We start from the raw sequence: 20,192 nt of genomic DNA, 5'->3' as shown, positions 1-20,192 counted from the left end.
GGGCAGAGGCTGATGGGCTGGAACAATCCCGAGATCCCCTGGTCGGAGCTCGAGCGCAAGCTCTCCGACCGCCGCAGGCCGAGCCCGTCGAAGCTCATCGCCGACGGCGGCGACGGCCCGGCGTTCAGCCGCAAACGGCAGCCCTACCGGCCGAGCGAGGGGCTCACCGCGCCCGAGGGGCCGGTCGTGCCCTACGCCGAACTCCACGCGCACACGAACTACAGCTTCCTCGACGGGGCCTCTTCGCCCGAGCAGCTGGTGGAGGAGGCCCACCGGCTGGGCCTCTCCGGGCTCGCGGTGACCGACCACGACGGCTTCTACGGCATCGTGCGCTTCGCCGAGGCGGCCGAGAGCTTCTCCGACCTCACGACCGTCTTCGGGGCCGAGCTCTCGCTCGGGCTGGGCCGTCCGCAGATGGGCGAGGCCGACCCCGAGGGCGACCACCTGCTCGTGCTCGCCCGCCGCGAGGCGGGCTACCACCGGCTCGCCGCGGCGATCACGGCGGGCCAGCTCGCGGGCGGCGAGAAGGGGCGCCCGGTCTACGACCTCGACGACCTCGCCGCGCGGGCGGGAGATGACTGGACGGTGCTCACGGGGTGCCGCAAGGGCGCGGTGCGGCGGGCGCTCGCCGCGGAGGGACCGGATGCCGCGCGGCGTGAACTCGATCGACTGATCGCGCTCTTCGGGCGCGATCAGGTGGTCGTCGAGCTGTTCGACCACGGGCATCCGGCCGACCAGCGGGCGAACGACGTGCTCGCGGGGCTCGCCGAAGGCGCTCGGCTGCGGATCGTCGCGACGAATGCCGTGCACTACGCGACGCCGCCCGAACACCGGCTCGCGAATGCGCTCGCGGCGGTTCGCGCGCGGCGCAGCCTCGACGAGCTCGACGGGTGGCTGCCCGCCTCCGACGGGCTGCACCTGCGCAGCGGCGCGGAGATGCAGGCGCGGTTCGCGAGGTATCCGGGCGCGGTCGAGCACTCGGTCTCGCTCGCAGGAGAACTCGGCTTCACGCTGCGCAGCGCCAGGCCCAGGCTTCCCCGCCAGGAGGTGCCCGAGGGGCACACCCCGATGAGCTGGCTGCGGGAGCTCGTGCGGCAGGGCGCCGCCGAGCTCTACCCCGGGGCGGGCGACGCCGTGCACGCCCGGCTCGAGCACGAACTCGCGATCATCGAGCAGAAGGACTTCCCCGGCTACTTCCTGATCGTGCACGATCTCGTCCGCGAGGCGCGGAGCCGAGGCATCCTCTGCCAGGGCCGGGGATCTGCCGCGAACTCGGCCGTCTGCTACGCGCTGCGCATCACCGCGGTCGACTCCATCAAGTTCGACCTTCCGTTCGAGCGGTTCCTCTCCGCACTGCGCGACGAGGAGCCCGACATCGACGTCGACTTCGACTCCGACCGGCGGGAGGAGATCATCCAGTACGTCTACGAGAAGTACGGCCGGCAGAACGCCGCACAGGTCGCGAACGTGATCAGCTACCGGCCGAAGGTCGCGGTGCGCGACATGGCGAAGGCCCTCGGCTACTCGACCGGGCAGCAGGACGCGTGGTCGCGACAGGTGGAACGCTGGGGCGCGGTGGTCGAGACCGACGACCACGACATCCCCGGCCCGGTCGTCGAGCTGGCCGAGCAGGTGCTCGGATTCCCGCGGCACCTCGGCATCCACTCGGGCGGCATGGTGCTCACCGACCGGCCGGTGGGCGAGGTCTGCCCGATCGAGCACGCCCGCATGGAGCACCGCACGGTGCTGCAATGGGACAAGGACGACTGCGCCTGGATGGGCCTCGTGAAGTTCGACCTGCTCGGGCTCGGCATGCTCGCCGCCCTGCAGTACACGTTCGACCTCGTGCGCGAGCACACGGGCGAGACGTGGGAGCTGCAGTCCGTCCCGAAAGAGGAGCCGGCGGTGTACGACATGCTCTGCCGAGCCGACTCGATCGGCGTGTTCCAGGTCGAGAGCCGGGCGCAGATCGGCACGCTCCCCCGCCTGAAGCCGCGAAAGTACTACGACCTCGTCGTCGAGATCGCGCTCATCCGGCCCGGCCCGGTGCAGGGCGGGGCGGTGCACCCGTACATCCGGCGGCGCACCGGTGAAGAGCCGGTCAGCTACCTGCACCCGAACCTCGAGCCCGTGCTCGAGCGCACGCTCGGGGTGCCGCTCTTCCAGGAGCAGCTCATGCAGATGGCCGTCGCGGTCGGCGGCTGCACCGCGGCCGACGCCGACCTGCTGCGCCGGGCGATGGGCTCCAAGCGCGGCGTCGAGAAGATCTCGAAGCTCAGGGCGAAGCTCTTCGAGGGCATGGCGGCGAACGGGCTCAGCGACGACGACGCGCAGGCGATCTACGACAAGATCGAGGCCTTCGCGAACTTCGGCTTCGCCGAGAGCCACGCACTCTCCTTCGCCCTGCTCGTCTACGCGAGCTCGTGGCTGAAGCTGCACTACCCGGCGGCCTTCCTCGCGGCGCTCCTGCGCGCCCAGCCGATGGGCTTCTACTCGCCGCAGACCCTCACCGCCGACGCGCGACGGCACGGGGTGCGAGTGCTGCGACCCGACGTGCTGCGGTCGGGCGTGCACGCGGGGCTCGAGGCGTGCGACGGGCCCCGCGTCCCCGGCGAGCAGGCGGATGTCGCGGGGCGGACGCCAGCGCAGCGGCGACCGCCGACCGGCATGGCGGCGTGCACGCACGTCGCCCAGCCCGACATCGGCGACTTCGACCTCGAGGCGCCCGATCGGTCGGCCGAGCATCGCCGCGACGGGGCCTTCGCGGTGCGGCTCGGGCTCGCCGACGTCTCGTCCATCGGGGCGAAGGTCGCGCAGCGCATCGTCGACGAGCGCGACGCGCGCGGCCCGTACCGAGACATGAGCGACCTCTCCCGCCGGGCGGCGCTCGACACCGAGCAGCTCGAGGCGCTCGCCGCAGCGGGCGCCTTCGAGGGCTTCGGGCTCGCCCGTCGCGAGGCGCTCTGGCTCGCCGGCGAGGCCTCGCAGGACCGCGCCGAGTTCCTGCCCGGGTCGGTGGTCGTGGTGCAGCCGCCGCTCCTGCCCGTGCTCTCACCGGCCGAGCAGGTCGTGTACGACCTGTGGGCGACCGGCATCTCCCCCGACGACCACCCGATCCGGCACATCCGCGATCGGCTCGACGAGCGCGGGGCGATCCGCATCGATCGCCTGCGCGAGGTCGAGTCGGGCCGACGGGTCGAGGTCGGCGGCGTCGTGACGCACCGGCAGCGGCCGGCGACGGCGTCGGGCATCACCTTCATCAACCTCGAGGACGAGTCGGGCACCCTCAACGTGATCGCCGGAGTCGGTGTCTGGAACCGCTACCGGCGCATCGCCCGGGAGGCGCCCGCGATGGTCGTCCGAGGCATCCTCGAACGGTCGAACGAGGGGGTCACGAACCTCATCGTCGACCGCTTCGAGTCGCTCACCGTGCAGGCGCAGACGCGGTCGCGCGACTTCCGGTGAACCGCCGGCGGGGTCGAGCCGTGCGCCTCGCGCTCGAGGGGGCCGCACTCCGATAGCCTCGACCGGTGCCTGCGACACCGCCCTACGACGCCGACCCCTTCGACCGATACGGCAGCGACGTGCTCGCCGGTGACTGGAAGGCCCGCGGCCGCACCGTGATCCCCGCCGTCGAGGCGGAGCGCGACCTCGTGGTCGAGCTCGCCGACTCGGGCTACTGCGGCGCCGTGGTGCGCGTCGAGAAGGGCGTCGTCGTGCTCGAGGACCGATACGGCAAACAGCGGATGTTCCCGCTCGGCCACGGGTTCCTCGTCGAAGGGCGCGCGGTGCAGCTCACGGCACCCAGGCCGAAGGCCCCGACCGGGCGGCTGCGCACCGCGTCGGGATCGTTCGCGGTCGAGCAAGGACCTGCGAAGGTCGCCCTGCCGAGCCGCATCTTCGTCGAGGGCCGGCACGACGCCGAGCTCGTCGAGAAGGTCTGGGGCGCCGACCTGCGCGTCGAGGGCGTCGTCGTCGAGTACCTCGAGGGGGTGGACGTGCTCGATGAGGTGCTCGCCGAGTTCCGCCCCGGCCCCGGGCGCAGGGCGGGAGTCCTCGTCGACCACCTGGTGCCCGGTTCGAAGGAGCAGCGCATCGCCGACGCGGTGGCGCGCGGGCCCTACCGGTCGGACGTGCTCGTGGTCGGCCACCCGTACATCGACGTCTGGCAGTCGGTGAAGCCAGCCCGCCTCGGCCGGGAGGCCTGGCCCGTCATCCCCCGCGGAACCGAGTGGAAGCACGGCGTGTGCGAGGCCTTCGGCTGGCCGCACGCCGACCAGGCCGACATCGCCCGCGCGTGGCAGCACATCCTCGGCCGGGTGCGCGGCTACGGCGATCTCGAACCGGCGCTGCTCGGACGGGTCGAGGAGCTCATCGACTTCGTGACCGCACCGGCCTGACGAGACCGGTCGCGTCGCTCGCCGCGCCGCGGGCACGCGGTCAGATCGACGACCCGCCGTCGCTGTGCACGAGCTGGCCGGTGACCCACCGCGCATCGTCGGACACGAGGAATCGCACGAGCCGCGCCGTGTCGTCGGGCGTGCCGAGCCGACCGGTCGGCTGCTGCGCCGTGAGCGCGGCGCGCGTAGCGGCATCCATCCACCCGGTGTCGATCGGGCCCGGGTTGACCAGGTTCGCCGTGATGCCGAGCGGCGCGAGCTCTCGTGCGGCGGCGACGACGATGCGATCGAGCGCCCCCTTCGACGCCCCGTACGGCACGTTGCCGACGATGTGATCGCTCGTCAGCGCGACGATGCTGCCGCCGCCTGCGGGAACCTGCCCGGCGAACGCCTGCACCAGCAGCAGCGCGGCGCGCGTGTTCACGGCGAAGTGGCGGTCGAAGCTCTCGACCGAGGTGTCGAGCACGCCCGAGTCGACACTCTGGGCGTGCGACAGCACGAGCGCCCGGATCGGGCCGAGGGCGGCGGATGCCTCGGCGAAGAGCCGTGCGGGAACGGCGGGGTCGGCCAGGTCGGCGTCGAGGCCGATCGCACCGGCGCCGATCGCGCGGAGCTCGGCCTCGAGGCTCGCCGGATCGCGATCGGGATCGCCGCCGAGCCCCATGCGCCGGTCGTAGTCGGCGAGATGGCTGAACGCGATGTCCCAGCCGTCGGCCGCGAGCCGCGTCGCGATCGCCCACGCGATCGTGTTGCGCCGGCCTGCTCCGGTGATGAGCGCGACGGGGCGGTGCATGTGACTCCTCGGGACGTGCGGTCGGGGGCTCGGCGGATCAGCCTACCGTCGTGCCGAACGCGAGGCCGAGCAGATAGGTGACCGCGGCGGCGCCGAGCCCGATCGAGAGCTGACGCAGTGCGCGCTTCAGCGGCGAGGCGCCGGACAGGAGGCCGACGGTCGCGCCCGTCGCGAGCAGCGCGATTCCGACGAGCACGGTCGCCGTCACGACCGCGGCGAGGCCGGTCATTCCGAACAGGTACGGCAGGACTGGGATGAGCGCGCCCGACGCGAAGAAGCAGAAGCTCGAGATCGCCGCGGAGAGTCCAGTGCCGATCGCCTCGTCGTCGTCGGCCTCGATCGCGAGCGCATCGGTGGGCGCCTGCGCCAGCTCGGCCGCCTGCACGCGGGCCACGACGAGTGCCGCGTGCTCGATGGCGTCGTCGGGCTCCATGCCGCGGGCGCGGTACACGAGGGCGAGCTCGTTCGCGTCGACGTCGAGGTGCGGCAGCGCGTCTCTCGTCGTGGGGTCGGGCGCGGATGCCTCGAGCAGCTCCCGCTGGGATCGCACCGACACGTACTCCCCCGCCCCCATCGACAGTGCACCGGCGAGCAGGCCGGCGATCCCCGTGAACAGCACGACGCTCGCCGGCACGCCCGTCGCGCCGATGCCGAGCACGAGCGCGAGGTTCGAGACGAGCCCGTCGTTCGCACCGAAGACGGCGGCGCGGAAGGTTCCGGCGAGGCGCCGTCGGCCCCGTGCCGCGAGCCCTCGCACGACCTCGCCGTGGATGCGTTCGTCCGCGGCCATCGCCGCCGTCGCGTCGGGGTCGGTCGCGTACGGCGATCGCGCCTCGGCCCGCTGCGCGAGTGCGAGCACGAAGATCGAGCCGAAGCGGCGCGCGAGCGAGGCGAGCATGCGGGTGCGGACGTCGGCACGCGGAACGCCCGCCTCGTCGCCGCCGAGCAGGCCGAGCCAGTGCGCCTCGTGGCGACCCTCAGCCGCGGCGAGGGCGAGCAGGATCTCGCGCTCCTCGCCGTCGCGACGGGCGGCGAGCTCTCGGTAGACGGCCGCCTCCGCACGTTCCGCGGCGAGATACCGTCGCCAGCGATCACGGTCGGCCGGGGTGCCCTGCGGCGCCACGTCGGTCATCGTGCCTCCTCGTCGTGGTGCGGGCGCGGTCCGACGCCGGCATGCGCCCGCGACATCGCGCGGCCGTGTCACGGCCGACGACCACGCTATCGGGCGCCCCGGCCGCGGCGGCCCGGTTGTGCGGGATTGGCAGCTTTTCGGACGGCCGAACACCCGCACGGATGCCTCCGGCCGGTGCCGAGGCATCCACGCCGCCACGGGCGGGAACCGAGGGGCGCGGACGGGAGCAGCCGGCCCGTCAGCCGACGAGCTTGTTCCAGCCGTCGCCGTCGACGTGCTCGAAGATGAGGTTGGTCTCGGTATGCGCGACCGCAGGGTGGCCGGTGAGGTGGGCCAGGACGAACTCGCGCAGCTCTTCGGCGTCGCGGGCCGCGACGTGCAGCAGGTAGTCCTCTGCTCCCGCCATGTGGAACACGCCGAGCACACCCGGCAGATGCGGCACCTGGGCGCGGAAGGCGTCGATCTCGCCGCGGTCGTGCTTGACGAGCCGAACGGCGATGAGCGCCTGGAGCGAGACGCCGAGCGAGGCGAGGTCGACGTCGACGCGATAGCCGCGCACCGTGCCGAGCGACTGCAGGCGGCGCAGGCGCAACGAGACCGTCGACTCGGCCACGCCCACCTCGGCGGCGAGTGCGGCTCCGGAGGCACGCGCGTTCGTCGACAGCGCCTGGAGGAGCGCGCGGTCGACGCGGTCGAGTTCGGGCTTCTGCGCCATGCGTGCGCTCCCATCGATCGAGTATGCAGATGCTTCGAGATTTCCAGACTATCCCACTGATCGTTCGAGCCGAGTTGTTTCTGGTGACAGGATCTGCTTTCGTTCCTGCCATGCAGACATCGTCGTCGCATCTCGAGACCCGCGCCGTCCACGGCGGAATGCGCGGTGTCCGGGAGAGCGGATCCCATGTGCCCGTCATCGACTTCTCGACCACCAACCCGCTCGGCTCGGTCGAGACCGGCGGGCTCTCGTACGAGGAGCTCGCCACCGGTCACGACCTCGGCGATGGCCGCTCGGCCGTCTACCAGCGTCTCTGGCAGCCCGGCGTCGCCCGGTTCGAGGAGTCGCTCGCCGGGCTCGAGGGCACCGACGGGGCCGTCGCCTTCGGCAGCGGCATGGCGGCCCTCGCCGCCGTGCTCATCGCGACCGCCTCGGCGGGCCGGCCGCACATCGTGGCGGTGCGCCCGCTCTACGGCGGCACCGATCATGTGCTCGAGAGCGGCCTGCTCGGCACCGACGTCACCTGGGCGACGGTCGACGAGGTCGCGGCGGCGATCCGCCCGGACACGGGTCTCGTGGTCGTCGAGACGCCGGCGAACCCGACCCTCGAACTCGTCGACCTGCGCCGGCTCGCGGCCGTCGCGGGCGAGGTGCCGGTGCTCGTCGACAACACGTTCGCGACCCCCGTGCTGCAGCGTCCCGCCGAGCACGGCGCGCGGCTCGTGCTGCACAGCGCGACGAAGTACCTCGGGGGCCACGGCGACGTGATGGGCGGGGTCGTGGCAGCCGACCGCGAGTGGGTCGAACGGCTGCGGCGCGTGCGCGCGCTCACCGGCGGGCTGCTGCATCCGATGGCGGCCTATCTGCTGCACCGCGGCCTGCGCACGCTCCCCCTGCGCGTGCGCGCGCAGCAGACGTCCGCGGCGGTGCTCGCGGATCGCCTGGCCTCCCACCCCGCGGTCGGCCGGGTGCACTATCCGGGGCTGCCCGGCCAGGACCCGCAGGGCCTGCTCGGCCGCCAGCTCGAGGGTGCCGGCTCGATCATCGCGATCGAGCTCGCCGGAGGGTTCGACGCCGCGGTCGCGTTCACCGAGGCGTGCGAGCTCGTCACGCATGCCGTGTCGCTCGGCGGTGTCGACTCGCTCGTGCAGCATCCCGCTTCACTCACTCACCGGCCCGTCGCCGGCGAGGCGAAGCCGGGCGACGGCGTCGTCCGGCTGTCGATCGGCCTCGAGCACGTCGACGACCTCACGGACGACCTGATGAGCGCGCTCGACGCGGCGGCCGTCATCGCGGGCATCGAGGCCGTGGCGCGGGTCTCGGCTGGCTGACCTGGATCGGACCGCCCGGGACCGCCGGTTCGACGCCGAGCGTCGGGGTCCCGGGCGAACCCGCCACGATCAGCGTCCGCCGAGTCTCCGCCGGAGCAGCTCGATGCGGGACTGCAGCTGCGTGACCGTCGCCTGTGCGACCTCGGGACCGCCGCAGGCGCGACGGAGCTCGGCGTGCACCATCGAGTGCGCCTGGCCGTTCTGTCGCGCGTAGAGGCCGACGAGGCTGTTGAGCAGCGAGCGCTGCTCCTTCAGGGTCCGGTACAGCGCGACCGGCTCGACCGAGTCGCCGTCGCCCGACACGCCCTCGGTGGATGCCGCGTGCTTGCGTCGTTCGCTCTGACGGCGCGCCTGCCGCGCCTGGCGGTGGCGCAGGAGCTCGGACACCTGTTCGGGTTCGAGCAGCCCCGGGATGCCGATGAAGTCGTACTCCTCGTCGCTGCCGGGCTCGGCGAGCGTGCCGAACTCGGTGCCGTCGAAGACGACCCGGTCGAAGCTCGCGTCGGACGCGATCGCCTGCCACGTGAACTCGTCGGCGAGCTCGTCGGACGCCTTGTCTTCGCGGTTCGCGGATTCGAGCAGACCGTCGTCGAGCCCCGGGTCGTCATCGCCGTCGCCGTCGCGACGGTCGAGCGCATGGTCGCGGGCCCGCTCGAGCTCGGAGGCCAGTGCCATGAGCACGGGCACGTTCGGCAGGAAGACCGACGCCGTCTCGCCGCGCCGGCGTGCGCGCACGAATCGGCCGATCGCCTGCGCGAAGAACAGCGGGGTCGACGAGCTCGTCGCGTACACGCCGACCGCGAGCCGCGGCACGTCGACGCCCTCGGACACCATGCGCACCGCGACCATCCACCGACGGTCGTTGCCCGAGAACTCCTCGATCCGGTTCGAGGCGGCCTTGTCGTCGGAGAGCACGACGGTGACCGGTTCGCCGCAGATCCGCTCGAGGATCTCGGCGTAGGCGCGGGCCACGGTCTGGTCGGTGGCGAGCACGAGTCCGCCGGCGTCGGGGATCGAGTGCCGCACCTCGGTCAGGCGCCGGTCGGCCGCCTGCAGCACCGCCGGGATCCACTCGCCGGTCGGCTCGAGCGCGGTGCGCCAGGCCGACGAGGTGATGTCCTTCGTGTTGTCCTCGCCGAGCTTCGCCTCCATCTCGTCGCCCGCCTTCGTGCGCCAGCGCATGTGGCCCGCGTAGACCATGAACATGACGGGACGGACGACGCCGTCGGCGAGGGCGCGGCCGTAGCCGTACGAGTAGTCGGTCTGCGAGAGGCGGACCCCCGCGGCGTCGGGTGCGTAGTTCACGAACGGGATCGGAGCGGTGTCGCTGCGGAACGGCGTGCCGGTGAGCGACAGGCGCTTCGTCGCAGGCTCGAAGGCCTCGCGGATCGCGTCGCCCCAGGAGAGCGTGTCGCCGCCGTGGTGCACCTCGTCGAGGATGACGAGGGTGCGGCCGGAGAGGGTGAGTTCGCGGTGCAGGGCGGGACGCATCGCGACCTGGGCGTAGGTGACGGCGACGCCGTGGTAGTGCCGTGCCGAACGGCCGTGGGCGTTGCGGAATCCGGGGTCGAGGCGGATGCCGACCCTGGCCGCCGCGTCGGCCCACTGGCGCTTGAGGTGGTCGGTCGGCGCGACGACCGTGAACCGGTCGATGATGCGGCGCGAACGCAGCTCGGCGGCGAGGCGCAGGGCGAAGGTCGTCTTGCCTGCGCCCGGGGTCGCAGCGGCGAGGAAGTCGCGCGGCAGCTCGGCGAGGTACTGCTCGAGGGCCTCGGCCTGCCAGGCCCGCAGCTTCGACGCGGTGCCCCATGCGGCGCGCTCGGGGAACGACGGTGAGAGGTGCTCGGCCGCCGAGGTGCCCGGCTGGGCTCCTGAAGGCGTCGCGGTACTCACTGGTTCGAGGGTAGTGGAGCCCTGCGACATCCTCGAACCGGCACCCGCCCGTACCTCGTTCTGTGCAGAATGGAGGGATGGTCACCCAGCAGCATCCCTGGTCCCGCTACGTCGCGATCGGCGACTCGTTCACCGAGGGCATCGGCGACCCCGAGCCCACCGTGCCGGGCGGCCACCGCGGATGGGCCGACCGCGTCGCGGAGGTCCTGTCGCAGGGCACCGAGGACTTCGCCTACGCCAACCTCGCGGTGCGGGGCAAGCTCATCCAGCAGATCGTCGACGAGCAGCTCGAGCCCGCGCTCTCGCTGCGGCCCGACCTCATCACGATCTCGGCGGGCGGCAACGACGTCATCCGGCCCGGCACCGATCCCGACGAGATCTCGGCGCGCTTCGAGTACGCGATCGACCGGCTCAGCCGCGACCACGCCACGATCGTGATCTTCACCGGCGTCGACGTCGGTTTCTCGCCCGTGTTCCGCGGCATCCGCGGCAAGGTCGCGATCTACAACGAGAATCTCCGTGCGATCGCGGCGAGGTACGACTGCATCGTCGCCGACCAGTGGGCGCTCTCAGAGATCCAGGACCCGCGGATGTGGGCTCCCGACCGGCTGCACCTCAACGCGCTCGGACACCACACGGTCGCGCGGATGGTGCTCGCAGCCCTGAACGTCGAGAACGACCTCGATGCGCTGACGCCCGAGCCGCTGCCCCTGACCACGTGGCGGCAGGCGCGGGTCGAAGACCTCGCGTGGGCGCGCGAGTACCTCGTGCCGTGGGTGGTCCGGCGCATCCGCCACCAGTCGTCGGGCGACTTCATCACGGCGAAGCGCCCCGAGGCGGGCCCCTACTCGCTGCCCGACTGAGCGGTGCTCTGAGCGAGGCCGTCGGGGTTCGCCAGCCGCCACCAGGTGCCGGGATCGTCGATCTCGGCGTCGAGCACGAGCGGCACCGTGATCTCGCGGTCGCCGGAGCGCACGACCGCGGTGCCGACGTCCGCCCCCTCGGCCGCGACGGTCACGGGCTTCGCGTGCACCTCGACCTCGACGGGCGTGTCGCTCCACACCACGAGCGAGGCGCCGTCGGCGGCACGCGCCTTCGCGGTGTCGCCCCACGGCGTCTCGTAGCTCGCGAGCTCCTGCCCCGCCTCGAGCGGGGCGACCTCGTGGAACCCCGGGGCGACGCTGTCGAGCAGCGTCGCGACGGCCTCTCGCAGGACCGCGTGGTTCTCGGCGCCGAGGAGCACACCGACGACCGTGACGGTCTGCTCGCCGACCGCGTAGTCGGCCGAGAAGAGCAGGTTCGCCGCGTCGTCGGTCGTGCCGGTCTTGATGCCGTCGACGCCGTGCGTGCCGAGCAGCTTGTTCGAGTTGTCGAGCTCTCCGAGCTCGGGGATGTCGACCGACTTCGTGGAGACGATCTCGGCGAGCGTCGGCTCCGCGAGGGCGAGCTCGCCGAGCTGCACGAGGTCGGCCGGCGTCGAGATGTTGTCCATCGAGAGCCCGCTCGAATCGGCGATGCGCGTGTTCGCGAGCCCGTGGTCGGCGAGCCAGGTCGTCGCGGCGGTCACGAGACCCGCCTCCGAGCCGTACGCCCAGTTCGCGAGCGAGATCGCGTAGTTGTTGCCCGAGGGAAGCAGCATCGCCTCGAGGCTCTCCTTGAGGCTGAGCGTCGAGCCCGCCTCGACGGGCGCGACCGATCCGTTCTGGGCGATCATGTCCCAGTAGATGTCGACGTCGGCCTCGGTGTACTCGATGTCGGGGCCGCCCTCGCCCGCCGGGATCGGGTGGTCCTGCAGGATCGTGAGCGCCGTGATGACCTTCGTGATGCTCGCGGTCGCCATCGGCCGGTCGGGCTCGCCCGCGGCGAGCAGGCCGTCGAAGCCCACCGCGCCGACCGCGTAGCCCCCGAAGCCGGGGAGGTCGAGCGCCTGCGCCGGCGCGGCCAGGGGTTCCGGCTGCTCGACGACGGGCGATGCCGCCGGCACGGCGGCCCCGAGCGCGTTCGCCGTGTACACCCCGCCGCCGACGACCAGCGCGAGGACGACGCCGAGCGTGCCGAAGACTGCGATGCGACGGCGCCGGTACACGCGCTTCCGCTCGGCGGGATCGGGGGTCGTCGTCATCGGGCCTCCTCGGGTTCGACGGCGACGGCGTACAGCACGACGGCCGCGGCGGCGGCGACGTTGAGCGAGTCGACGCCGTGGCGCATGGGGATGGTCACGACCCGGTCGGCGGCCGCGAGCGCGCGTCGGCTGAGGCCGTCGCCCTCCGCCCCGAACACGAGGGCGAGGCGCTCGGGCGCCGTCGCGGCGAGGTCGGGCAGCGCGACGGCGTCGTCGGCCAGGGCGAGCGCGGCGATCTCGAACCCCGCCCCGTGCAGCAGCTCGGCCGCCTCGTCCCACTCCGGCAGCCGGGTCCACGGCACCTGGAAGACGGTGCCCATGCTGACGCGTACGCTGCGTCGGTAGAGCGGATCGGCGCATCGGGGCGACACGAGCACGGCGTCGGCGCCGAGCGCCGCGACCGAACGGAAGATGGCGCCGACGTTGGTGTGATCGACGATGTCCTCGAGCACGACGACCCGGCGGGCGCCCGCGACGAGCGACGCGACTTCGGGCAGTTCGGGGCGCTCGAACGCGGCGAGTGCGCCCCGATGCACGCGGTAGCCCGTGATCTCCTCGAGCTGGTCGGGGTCGGCGAGGTGGACCGGGATGTCGAAGGACTCCAGCACGGGTGCGAGCCCGTCGAGCCACTTCTCCTCCATGAGCACCGAGCGAGGTCGATGGCCGGCCGCGATGGCGCGCCGGATCACCTTCGCCGATTCGGCGATGTAGAGGCCCTCCTCGGGCTCGCGCACGCTGCGCAGCGCGACGTCGGTGAGCCTCGCGTAATCGGCGACGGCATCGGATGCCGCGTCGCGGACTCGTTCGATGTGCATGGATCTCCTCCCCTCAAGAGTGCCAGCCCGTGAAACAATCCGGAAAACGACGGCGTTTACTCTCAGGGGTGTCGAAGGGAGACGACGTGGAGCAGGCGATCGGCCGGGCGCAGGCCACCGGCATCGACGAGGCGATCGAGCTCATGCGGGGCGCGCGCGTGGCCGTGCTCACGGGCGCCGGCGTCAGCACCGACTCGGGCATCCCCGACTACCGGGGCGAGGGGGCGCCCGTTCGCACGCCGATGACGGTGCAGACGTTCCTCTCCTCCGAGTCGGCGCGCAAGCGGTACTGGGCCGGCAGCCACCTCGGATGGCGTGACTTCGCGGCGGCCGCGCCGAACACCGGCCACCGGGCGCTCGCCCGGCTCGAGGCATCCGGGGTGGTGTCGGGCATCGTGACGCAGAACGTCGACGGCCTGCACCGGCGCGCCGGGAGCCGCCACGTCGTCGAGCTGCACGGCGGCATGGACCGGGTCGTCTGCCTCGAGTGCGGGCAGCACTACGCGAGGCAGGCGATCGCCCAGGAGCTCACCGTGCAGAACCCGTGGCTCGACGCCGATCGCGCGGTGCGGCTCAACCCCGACGGAGACGTCGAGATCGACGACGTCGAGGCGATGCGCGTGCCCGTCTGCACGGTGTGCGGCGGCGTGCTCAAGCCCGATGTCGTGTTCTTCGGCGAGTTCGTGCCGGTGCCGACGTTCCGCGCCGGCGCCGCGCTCGTCGCCGGCTCCGACGTGCTGCTCGTGGCGGGCTCCTCGCTCGTCGTGAACTCCGGGATGCGGCTCCTCGAGCAGGCCCGCCGCAGCCGGCGCCCGGTCGTCATCGTCAACCGCGGCGCCACGAAGGGCGACGCCCGGGCCGCAGTGAAGATCGACGCCGGCACGAGCGAGACGCTCGCCGCCTTCGCGACCGCGCTCGATTCGTGAACCCGCCGCCCGACGTGCGAGAGTCGTCGACATGACGGATGCCTCGACGAGTGCCGCACCGGTGACGATCGCGCTCGTGCGCCACGGTGAGACGGACTGGAACGTGCAGCGCCGCATCCAGGGGCGCACCGACATCCCGCTGAACGACACCGGACGCCGCCAGGCCGTCGACACCGGCGCTGCGCTCGCCGCATCGGACAGCGACTGGGACGCGGTCTACGCGAGCCCGCTCTCGCGGGCGTCGGAGACCGCCGAGCTGATCGCCGCCGAGCTCGGCGCGCCGGTGCTCGGACATCTCGAGGCGCTCGCCGAACGGGGCTACGGCGTGCTCGAGGGGCTCGACCATGCGGGCCGTGCGGCCGTCGAGGCGCAGGCGGCCACGATCGAGGGGCTCGAGACGCGCTCCTCGGTGATCGAGCGCTCGAGCGCCGCCCTCGCGGAGATCGCGGCGGCGCACCCCGGCGGCCGTGTCGTCGTGGTGTCGCACGGCGGCGTGATCCACTCCCTCATCCTCCACCTGAGCGGCTGGACGCTGCCCTCCGCCGGCTACACCGTCACGAACGGGTCGGTGCACCTCGTGACCGCGACGGCCGGTGAGCTCGAGCTCGCGGAGCCCGATCTGCTCACCGGCACCGGGGGCTGACCCGCTGCGCCGACCTTCCGGCCGCCGCCGTCATCGCCGCCGGCGGCCGCCCGGTTCGGCGACGACCCGCTGCATGAGTGCGTAGAGCGCGGCCGCCGACTTCGCCCACGTGTACCGTGCCGCGACCTCGACCGATGCGGCCGAGCGTCGCTCCCACTCGTCGCCGTCGTCGAGCGTGCGCAGCGCCGCGACGAGCGTCTCGGGGCGGTCGGAGTCGAAGAACAGCGCGGCGTCACCGCCGATCTCGCGGAAGATCGGGATGTCGCTCACGACGACGGGCGTGCCGAGTCGCATCGCCTCGACGAGAGGGATGCCGAAGCCCTCGGCCTTCGAGGCGTGCACGAGCGCGGTGGCGCCGGAGAGCAGCTCGGCGTACGCGGCGTCCGTCACCCCGTCGTGGAAGACGAGACGGGCCTCCGGTGCGAGCCTCGTGAGTCGCTCGCGCTCCTCGTCGCTGATGCGGCTGAGCAGGTGCAGCTCGTGGTCGGGGAGCGCGGCCGTCGCACGCACGAGCGTGTCGACGTTCTTGTACGGCATGTACGAGCCCATGTAGACGAGCCGGTGGCCGACGGGGCGGGTGCGCGGAAGGTCGGGCGCGGCGAGGTCGTCGGCGGCGTTCGGCACGACCGTCACGGGCCGGCGCGTCAGCCGGTGCTCGCGGATGAGACCCGCGGTCGTCTCGGACACGGTCACGACCGCGTCGGCCCGGTCGAGGAGCGCACGCTGCGGCCACCACGCGAGGTGGTAGAGCCGCCAGAGGAGCCGGATCGCGGCGGGCAGGTCGCGCGGCGGCGTGCGGTTCTCGTAGTAGATCAGGTCGTGGAGGGTCAAGAGGAGCCGGTAGTCGCGACCCCACGAGCCCATCGTCTGCATCGGCGAGAACACGATGTCTGGGCGGAGGCGACGTACCTGGCGGGCGACGAAGGGCTCACGGGCGCTCGTCGGCGCGCTCACGAGTTGCCACGGGAGCGGCGGCAGCATCTCGAGCTGGCGGTGGTCGCTCACGAGCATCGTCACGGGATGCAGCTTCGCGAGCTCGCCCACGATGCCCGCAGTGAAGCGGCTGATGCCGTCGTGGTGCCCGATCCGGGTGTAGCGGCAGTCGACGACGATCTTCATGCCCGCTCCCCCGCCTCGAGGAAGCGGGCGATCCGGCCCGCGGCGTCGCCGGGGGTCTCGTAGTGGATGAGGTGCCCGACCTCGGGGATGACCTCGAGGGTCGCGTCGGGGAACCGCGTGACGAGCCGTCGCTGGGCTTCGAGCGGAGTGACGTCGTCGCGCTCGGCCGCGACGAGCAGCGTCGGCACCGCGATGTCGGCCGCGTACTCGCCGACGTTGTGGCTGACCGAGGCGCGGAACGCCTCGAGCAGCTGGTCGCGGTCGCCGAAGTCGGAGAAGTAGCGGTCGTGCTGGTCGTGGATCCAGCGACGGAGCTCGCGATCGCGGGTCTTGGCCATCGTCACGCTCATCACCCGGACGATCGCACCGTTGCGGAGCAGGGCGAAGCCGGCCCGCTCGGGCAGCGCAGCCGACGCGCGGTAGTAGACGACGGCGAGCCGGGTCATCACGCCTCTCGGCCCCTCGAGTGCCGGGGCGCCGATCGGGTTCACGAGCACGAGCCGGCGCGGGGCGAGGCCGCCGGCCACCGCCGCGCTCGCCACGATCGACCCGAACGAGTGGCCGAGCAGGTCGTAGTCGCCGTCGAGGCCGACCGCCTCGACGAAGGCGGCGAGCCAGCGCGCATAGCCGTCGATGTCGTGGGCGCGGTCGGCGAAGACGGCCGACGCACCGAACCCGGGCAGGTCTGGCGAGACGATGCGGTAGCCCGGCAGCTGCGCCACGATCGGTTCGAGCCCGTGGTGGTCGCCGCGGAAGCCGTGTACGAGGACCAGCACCGGCGCGCCCGCGTCGCCGTACTCCCACCACGCGGTCGACGTGCCGTCGACGTCGATGCGGTGCTCCCTGACTGGGATGCGGTCGAGCGCGGAGGCGTACGGCGAGGCGATCATCCCCGCCATTCTACGGACGGCGACTGCGCGCGACCTGCGCGTCGCGGCCCGTGCTCGCCGCGTCGCGCGGGATTGCACGGCCCGGGGTCAGGACACGCGATCGGCTGCACCGGTGATGACGGTGGCGCTGCATAGCCTGTGGCACATGGATGCTGTGAACGGGGCCCGCTGGGCCGACACCCTCGCCGTCTTCGACCTCGAGACGACCGGGATCGACGTCGACGTGTGCCGCATCGTCACGGCGCACGTGGGCGTGCTCGGTGCCTCGGGCGAGGTGCTCGAGCGGCGCGAATGGCTCGTCGATCCGGGCGTCGAGATCCCGACGGCCGCCTCGCTCATCCACGGCGTCACGACCGAACGGGCTCGGCTCGAAGGGCAGAACGCCGCGACCGCGGTCGCCGAGATCATCGGCGAGCTCGCATCGGCCGCGGCGAGGGGCCTGCCGATCGTCGCGTACAACGCCGCGTACGACCTCACCGTGCTCGCGCGGGAGGCCGAGCGCTACGGGCTCGCCCCGCTGCCGGGCCCGGGCCCGGTCGTCGACCCGCTCGTCATCGACAAGGCGGTCGACCGCTACCGCAGGGGCAAGCGCACGCTCTCGGTCACGGCCGCCCACTACGGCGTCCGCCTCGACGACGCGCACGACGCGGGCGCCGACGCGGTCGCGGCCGGGCGGGTCGCACAGGCCATCGCGCGGGCCTACCCCGAGCTCGCGGCCCTCGCGATCGGCGACCTGCACGCACGGCAGGTCGAATGGTGCCGCGACCAGGCCGAGAGCTACCAGGCGTGGCGACGCGGCAACGGCGAGCCCGAATTCACGACGTCGGGCGCGTGGCCCGTGCGCGTTCGCACCGGCGCCTGATGCGAGGACGACGAAGGGGCGGGCGACCTCGGTCGCCCGCCCCTTCGGTCGGCTGGATTACTTGCCGAAGTTCTTGAAGCGCTGGTTGAACTTCTCGACGCGGCCGGCCGAGTCCATGATGCGCTGCTTGCCCGTGTAGAACGGGTGCGACTCGCTCGAGATCTCGACGTCGATGACCGGGTAGGTGACACCGTCGAGCTCGACCGTCTTGTCGCTCGTCGCGGTCGAGCGCGTGAGGAACGTGGCGCCCGAAGCCAGGTCGCGGAAGACGATGGCGTTGTACTCGGGGTGGATGTCGGTCTTCATGGAGACTTCCTTGGATTCGGTTGATAGAGCGATCGGATGATGTTCGAGCTCCCGCCGCGCGAGTGACGCACCTTCGCGGTGCCGTTCGTCGGCGGGAAAGCATGCTGGCCCCGAGGGCCAGCTAACGAGTTTAGCAGAGTCGAGGCGCGAACGTCTCAGACGGCGCGCGCGGCGAACCGCCCGTCGCGCTCGGTGAGCTCGATCTTCATGTCGAAGGTGGTGCTCAGCGCCTCGGCCGTGAGCGCCTCGGCGAGCGGGCCCGCCGCGACGATGCCGCCCTTCGACAGGAGCAGCGCGTGCGTGAAGCCGACCGGGATCTCCTCGACGTGGTGGGTGACCATGACGATCGCCGGAGACGCCGGCGACGCGGCGTAGCCGCCGAGGAGCCCGACGAGCTCTTCGCGGGCGCCGAGGTCGAGGCTCGCGGCCGGCTCGTCGAGGAGCAGGAGCTCGGGGTCGGTCATGACCGAACGGGCGATCTGCACGCGCTTCTGCTCGCCGTCGGACAGGCTGCCGAACCGGCGGCCCGAGAAGCCCTCGAGGCCCCACTCCTTGAGCACGCGCTCGGCGCGACGGAGGTCGATGCCCTCGTACTCCTCGTTCCAGCGCCCCGTGACCGAGTACGCCGCGGTGAGCACGACGTCGAGCACGGTCTCGTCGCGCGGGATGCGGCGGGCCATCGCCGTCGAGGCGAAGCCGATCATCGGGCGGAGCTCGAAGACGTCGACCTTGCCGAGCTTCTCCTGCAGCACCTCGGCCTTGCCCGAGGTCGGGTGCATCGCAGCGGCGGCGATCTGCAGCAGCGTGGTCTTGCCCGCACCGTTCGGCCCGAGCACGACCCAGCGCTCGTCGGAGTCGACGCTCCACGTCACCGAGTCGAGGATCGTGTTGCCATCTCGGACCACCGACACATCCCGGAACTGCAGAACCGTACTCGCACTCGCCATGCGTCCAATGCTATCGGGAGCGAAGTCGCCCTCCGACGCACCCGTCGGGTCAGCGGCCGAGCACCCGCTCGTACACCTCGATCGTTCGGGCGGCGATCGCGTCCCACGCGAACTGCGTCTCGGCGCGCCTGCGGCCGGCCGCGCCCATCTCGGCGGCACGCGCCGGATCGGCGACGACGCGCGTGAGCGCCGCAGCGAGATCGGCGACGAAACGGTCGGGGTCGAGCGGCGTGCCCGTGCCGTCGTCGGCCTGCTCGATCGGCACGAGCACGCCCGTGACGCCGTCGTCGACGACCTCGGGGATGCCCCCGGTCGCGGTGCCGACGACCGGCGCGCCGCAGGCCATCGCCTCGAGGTTGACGATGCCGAGGGGCTCGTAGATCGAGGGGCACACGAAGCACGTCGCCGCGGTGAGCAGTGCGGTGAGCTCGTTCCTGGGCAGATGGCGGTCGATCCAGACGACGCCGTCGCGCTCGGCGCGCAGGCCCTCGACGAGGCCCTCGACCTCGGCCATGATCTCAGGGGTGTCGGGAGCGCCAGCGCAGAGCACGAGCTGCACGTCGGCGGGCAGCAGCCGCGCCGCGCGCAGCAGGTACGGCAGGCCCTTCTGCCGGGTGATGCGGCCGACGAACACGATCGAGGGCCGTTCGGGGTCGACGCCGAGCGCGCTCACGGCGTCGGCGTCGTTCGAGGGCGCCCAGTCGGTGAGGTCGATGCCGTTGTAGACGACCTCCACGCGAGCGGGGTCGAGGTCGGGATACGAGCGCAGGATGTCGCGGCGCATGCCGTCGCTCACCGCGATGACGGCATCGGCATCGGTGAAGGCGGCCCGCTCGACCCACGAGCTCAACCGGTAGCCGCCGCCGAGCTGCTCGGCCTTCCACGGTCGCAGCGGCTCGAGGCTGTGCGCGGTGACCACGTGCGGAACGCCGTGCAGTCGCTTGGCGGTGAAGCCGGCGAAGTTCGCGTACCACGTGTGCGAGTGCACGAGGTCGGCGCCCGCGGAGTCGCCGGCGATGAGCAGGTCGACGGCCATCGTCGAGAGTGCGGCGTTCGCCTCGGCGAACTCGGCAGGCACCGGGTAGGCGGTCGTGCCGGCCTCCGTGCGCGGCGCGCCGAAGCAGCGCACCTGCACGTCGATGCTCGCCCTCAGCGCGCGCACGAGCTCTGCGGCGTGCACGCCGGCACCCCCGTAGACCTCGGGCGGATACTCACGAGTGAGGAGGTCGACGCGCATGCTGCAACGCTAGCGCAGGGGCCGGTGACACGCTCCGAAACCGGGAGCACCGAATCGCCGC

At 72.4% G+C, this 20,192-nt stretch carries 18 protein-coding genes; 7 read left to right on the top strand and 11 right to left on the bottom strand.

Annotated features, from left to right (window positions below):
- The first annotated feature begins 12 nt into the window (after positions 1-12).
- Entirely contained in the window at positions 13-3,465 is a 3,453-nt protein-coding gene (locus ACWGPE_RS10740) for an error-prone DNA polymerase (protein ID WP_231431023.1), read from the top strand.
- Between the two features lie 65 nt (positions 3,466-3,530).
- Positions 3,531-4,400, top strand: a complete 870-nt coding sequence (locus ACWGPE_RS10735) for a DUF3097 domain-containing protein (protein WP_452048677.1) — start codon at positions 3,531-3,533, stop codon at positions 4,398-4,400.
- 40 nt (positions 4,401-4,440) lie between these two features.
- Here the strand turns inward: ACWGPE_RS10735 and ACWGPE_RS10730 are convergent, their stop codons facing one another.
- The 3 genes from ACWGPE_RS10730 to ACWGPE_RS10720 form a co-directional block, all read right to left on the bottom strand.
- Complete coding sequence (locus ACWGPE_RS10730; RefSeq protein ID WP_231431021.1) at positions 4,441-5,193, bottom strand: SDR family oxidoreductase; 753 nt, start codon at positions 5,191-5,193, stop codon at positions 4,441-4,443.
- Positions 5,194-5,230: 37 nt separating this feature from the next.
- Positions 5,231-6,325 (bottom strand): VIT1/CCC1 transporter family protein, encoded by a 1,095-nt coding sequence (locus ACWGPE_RS10725; protein ID WP_231431020.1) that lies wholly within the window; start codon positions 6,323-6,325, stop codon positions 5,231-5,233.
- Positions 6,326-6,563: 238 nt separating this feature from the next.
- Positions 6,564-7,040, bottom strand: a complete 477-nt coding sequence (locus tag ACWGPE_RS10720; protein WP_231431019.1) for an Lrp/AsnC family transcriptional regulator — start codon at positions 7,038-7,040, stop codon at positions 6,564-6,566.
- Between the two features lie 110 nt (positions 7,041-7,150).
- Here ACWGPE_RS10720 and ACWGPE_RS10715 point away from each other — a divergent pair, with 110 nt between their 5' ends.
- The gene (locus ACWGPE_RS10715) at positions 7,151-8,371 is read left to right on the top strand and encodes a trans-sulfuration enzyme family protein (RefSeq protein WP_255679933.1); all 1,221 of its coding nucleotides are present in this window, start codon (positions 7,151-7,153) and stop codon (positions 8,369-8,371) included.
- 69 nt (positions 8,372-8,440) lie between these two features.
- On the opposite strand, the gene ACWGPE_RS10710 is transcribed toward ACWGPE_RS10715, so the two are convergent.
- Positions 8,441-10,294, bottom strand: a complete 1,854-nt coding sequence (locus ACWGPE_RS10710; RefSeq protein WP_420831063.1) for a DEAD/DEAH box helicase — start codon at positions 10,292-10,294, stop codon at positions 8,441-8,443.
- A 47-nt stretch (positions 10,295-10,341) separates the two neighbouring features.
- Here ACWGPE_RS10710 and ACWGPE_RS10705 point away from each other — a divergent pair, with 47 nt between their 5' ends.
- The gene (locus tag ACWGPE_RS10705) at positions 10,342-11,127 is read left to right on the top strand and encodes an SGNH/GDSL hydrolase family protein (RefSeq protein WP_231431017.1); all 786 of its coding nucleotides are present in this window, start codon (positions 10,342-10,344) and stop codon (positions 11,125-11,127) included.
- Here ACWGPE_RS10705 and ACWGPE_RS10700 read toward each other — a convergent pair.
- Together ACWGPE_RS10700 and ACWGPE_RS10695 are read right to left on the bottom strand one after the other, a co-directional pair.
- The gene (locus tag ACWGPE_RS10700; protein WP_376930191.1) at positions 11,109-12,386 is read right to left on the bottom strand and encodes a D-alanyl-D-alanine carboxypeptidase family protein; all 1,278 of its coding nucleotides are present in this window, start codon (positions 12,384-12,386) and stop codon (positions 11,109-11,111) included. The genes ACWGPE_RS10705 and ACWGPE_RS10700 overlap by 19 nt on opposite strands.
- Positions 12,383-13,201 carry a TrmH family RNA methyltransferase gene (locus ACWGPE_RS10695; protein ID WP_452048676.1) on the bottom strand — a complete coding sequence of 273 codons (819 nt, stop codon included), beginning with the start codon at positions 13,199-13,201 and terminating at the stop codon, positions 12,383-12,385. Before ACWGPE_RS10695 ends, ACWGPE_RS10700 begins: the two co-directional genes overlap by 4 nt.
- 143 nt (positions 13,202-13,344) lie before the next feature.
- Here ACWGPE_RS10695 and ACWGPE_RS10690 point away from each other — a divergent pair, with 143 nt between their 5' ends.
- A complete protein-coding gene (locus ACWGPE_RS10690; protein WP_452048690.1) occupies positions 13,345-14,127 on the top strand; it encodes a Sir2 family NAD-dependent protein deacetylase in 783 nt (260 codons plus the stop codon).
- 31 nt (positions 14,128-14,158) lie between these two features.
- Positions 14,159-14,770 carry a histidine phosphatase family protein gene (locus ACWGPE_RS10685; protein ID WP_376930192.1) on the top strand — a complete coding sequence of 204 codons (612 nt, stop codon included), beginning with the start codon at positions 14,159-14,161 and terminating at the stop codon, positions 14,768-14,770.
- A 30-nt stretch (positions 14,771-14,800) separates the two neighbouring features.
- Here the strand turns inward: ACWGPE_RS10685 and ACWGPE_RS10680 are convergent, their stop codons facing one another.
- Both ACWGPE_RS10680 and ACWGPE_RS10675 read right to left on the bottom strand, forming a co-directional pair.
- Positions 14,801-15,889 (bottom strand): glycosyltransferase family 4 protein, encoded by a 1,089-nt coding sequence (locus tag ACWGPE_RS10680; protein ID WP_452048675.1) that lies wholly within the window; start codon positions 15,887-15,889, stop codon positions 14,801-14,803.
- The gene (locus ACWGPE_RS10675; protein WP_275505798.1) at positions 15,886-16,779 is read right to left on the bottom strand and encodes an alpha/beta fold hydrolase; all 894 of its coding nucleotides are present in this window, start codon (positions 16,777-16,779) and stop codon (positions 15,886-15,888) included. Before ACWGPE_RS10675 ends, ACWGPE_RS10680 begins: the two co-directional genes overlap by 4 nt.
- A 145-nt stretch (positions 16,780-16,924) precedes the next feature.
- Here ACWGPE_RS10675 and ACWGPE_RS10670 point away from each other — a divergent pair, with 145 nt between their 5' ends.
- Positions 16,925-17,641, top strand: coding sequence for an exonuclease domain-containing protein (locus ACWGPE_RS10670; RefSeq protein WP_231431011.1), 717 nt, complete (start codon positions 16,925-16,927; stop codon positions 17,639-17,641).
- 57 nt (positions 17,642-17,698) lie between these two features.
- On the opposite strand, the gene ACWGPE_RS10665 is transcribed toward ACWGPE_RS10670, so the two are convergent.
- The 3 genes from ACWGPE_RS10665 to glgA form a co-directional block, all read right to left on the bottom strand.
- Positions 17,699-17,947 (bottom strand): type B 50S ribosomal protein L31, encoded by a 249-nt coding sequence (locus ACWGPE_RS10665; RefSeq protein WP_231431010.1) that lies wholly within the window; start codon positions 17,945-17,947, stop codon positions 17,699-17,701.
- A 155-nt stretch (positions 17,948-18,102) separates the two neighbouring features.
- Positions 18,103-18,894, bottom strand: a complete 792-nt coding sequence (locus ACWGPE_RS10660; protein WP_231431009.1) for an ABC transporter ATP-binding protein — start codon at positions 18,892-18,894, stop codon at positions 18,103-18,105.
- A gap of 49 nt (positions 18,895-18,943) precedes the next feature.
- Positions 18,944-20,131 (bottom strand): glycogen synthase, encoded by a 1,188-nt coding sequence (glgA, locus tag ACWGPE_RS10655; protein ID WP_275505796.1) that lies wholly within the window; start codon positions 20,129-20,131, stop codon positions 18,944-18,946.
- Between the last annotated feature and the right edge of the window lie 61 nt (positions 20,132-20,192).

Source organism: Agromyces sp. NPDC055658 (assembly GCF_053618155.1).
The sequence above is the reverse complement of the archived record's forward strand: the minus strand, read 5'-3'. Positions and strand labels throughout refer to the sequence as shown.

Excerpts from the sequence above, each read along its gene's own strand:
- ACWGPE_RS10740 (WP_231431023.1), top strand. The coding sequence starts at position 13 with ATGGGCTGGAACAATCCCGAGATCCCCTGGTCGGAGCTCGAGCGCAAG.
- ACWGPE_RS10730 (WP_231431021.1), bottom strand. The coding sequence starts at position 5,193 with ATGCACCGCCCCGTCGCGCTCATCACCGGAGCAGGCCGGCGCAACACG.
- ACWGPE_RS10725 (WP_231431020.1), bottom strand. The coding sequence starts at position 6,325 with ATGACCGACGTGGCGCCGCAGGGCACCCCGGCCGACCGTGATCGCTGG.
- ACWGPE_RS10720 (WP_231431019.1), bottom strand. The coding sequence starts at position 7,040 with ATGGCGCAGAAGCCCGAACTCGACCGCGTCGACCGCGCGCTCCTCCAG.
- ACWGPE_RS10715 (WP_255679933.1), top strand. The coding sequence starts at position 7,151 with ATGCAGACATCGTCGTCGCATCTCGAGACCCGCGCCGTCCACGGCGGA.
- ACWGPE_RS10710 (WP_420831063.1), bottom strand. The coding sequence starts at position 10,294 with ATGTCGCAGGGCTCCACTACCCTCGAACCAGTGAGTACCGCGACGCCT.
- ACWGPE_RS10705 (WP_231431017.1), top strand. The coding sequence starts at position 10,342 with ATGGTCACCCAGCAGCATCCCTGGTCCCGCTACGTCGCGATCGGCGAC.
- ACWGPE_RS10700 (WP_376930191.1), bottom strand. The coding sequence starts at position 12,386 with ATGACGACGACCCCCGATCCCGCCGAGCGGAAGCGCGTGTACCGGCGC.
- ACWGPE_RS10695 (WP_452048676.1), bottom strand. The coding sequence starts at position 13,201 with ATGCACATCGAACGAGTCCGCGACGCGGCATCCGATGCCGTCGCCGAT.
- ACWGPE_RS10690 (WP_452048690.1), top strand. The coding sequence starts at position 13,345 with ATGCGGGGCGCGCGCGTGGCCGTGCTCACGGGCGCCGGCGTCAGCACC.
- ACWGPE_RS10685 (WP_376930192.1), top strand. The coding sequence starts at position 14,159 with ATGACGGATGCCTCGACGAGTGCCGCACCGGTGACGATCGCGCTCGTG.
- ACWGPE_RS10680 (WP_452048675.1), bottom strand. The coding sequence starts at position 15,889 with ATGAAGATCGTCGTCGACTGCCGCTACACCCGGATCGGGCACCACGAC.
- ACWGPE_RS10675 (WP_275505798.1), bottom strand. The coding sequence starts at position 16,779 with ATGATCGCCTCGCCGTACGCCTCCGCGCTCGACCGCATCCCAGTCAGG.
- ACWGPE_RS10670 (WP_231431011.1), top strand. The coding sequence starts at position 16,925 with ATGGATGCTGTGAACGGGGCCCGCTGGGCCGACACCCTCGCCGTCTTC.
- ACWGPE_RS10665 (WP_231431010.1), bottom strand. The coding sequence starts at position 17,947 with ATGAAGACCGACATCCACCCCGAGTACAACGCCATCGTCTTCCGCGAC.
- ACWGPE_RS10660 (WP_231431009.1), bottom strand. The coding sequence starts at position 18,894 with ATGGCGAGTGCGAGTACGGTTCTGCAGTTCCGGGATGTGTCGGTGGTC.
- glgA (WP_275505796.1), bottom strand. The coding sequence starts at position 20,131 with ATGCGCGTCGACCTCCTCACTCGTGAGTATCCGCCCGAGGTCTACGGG.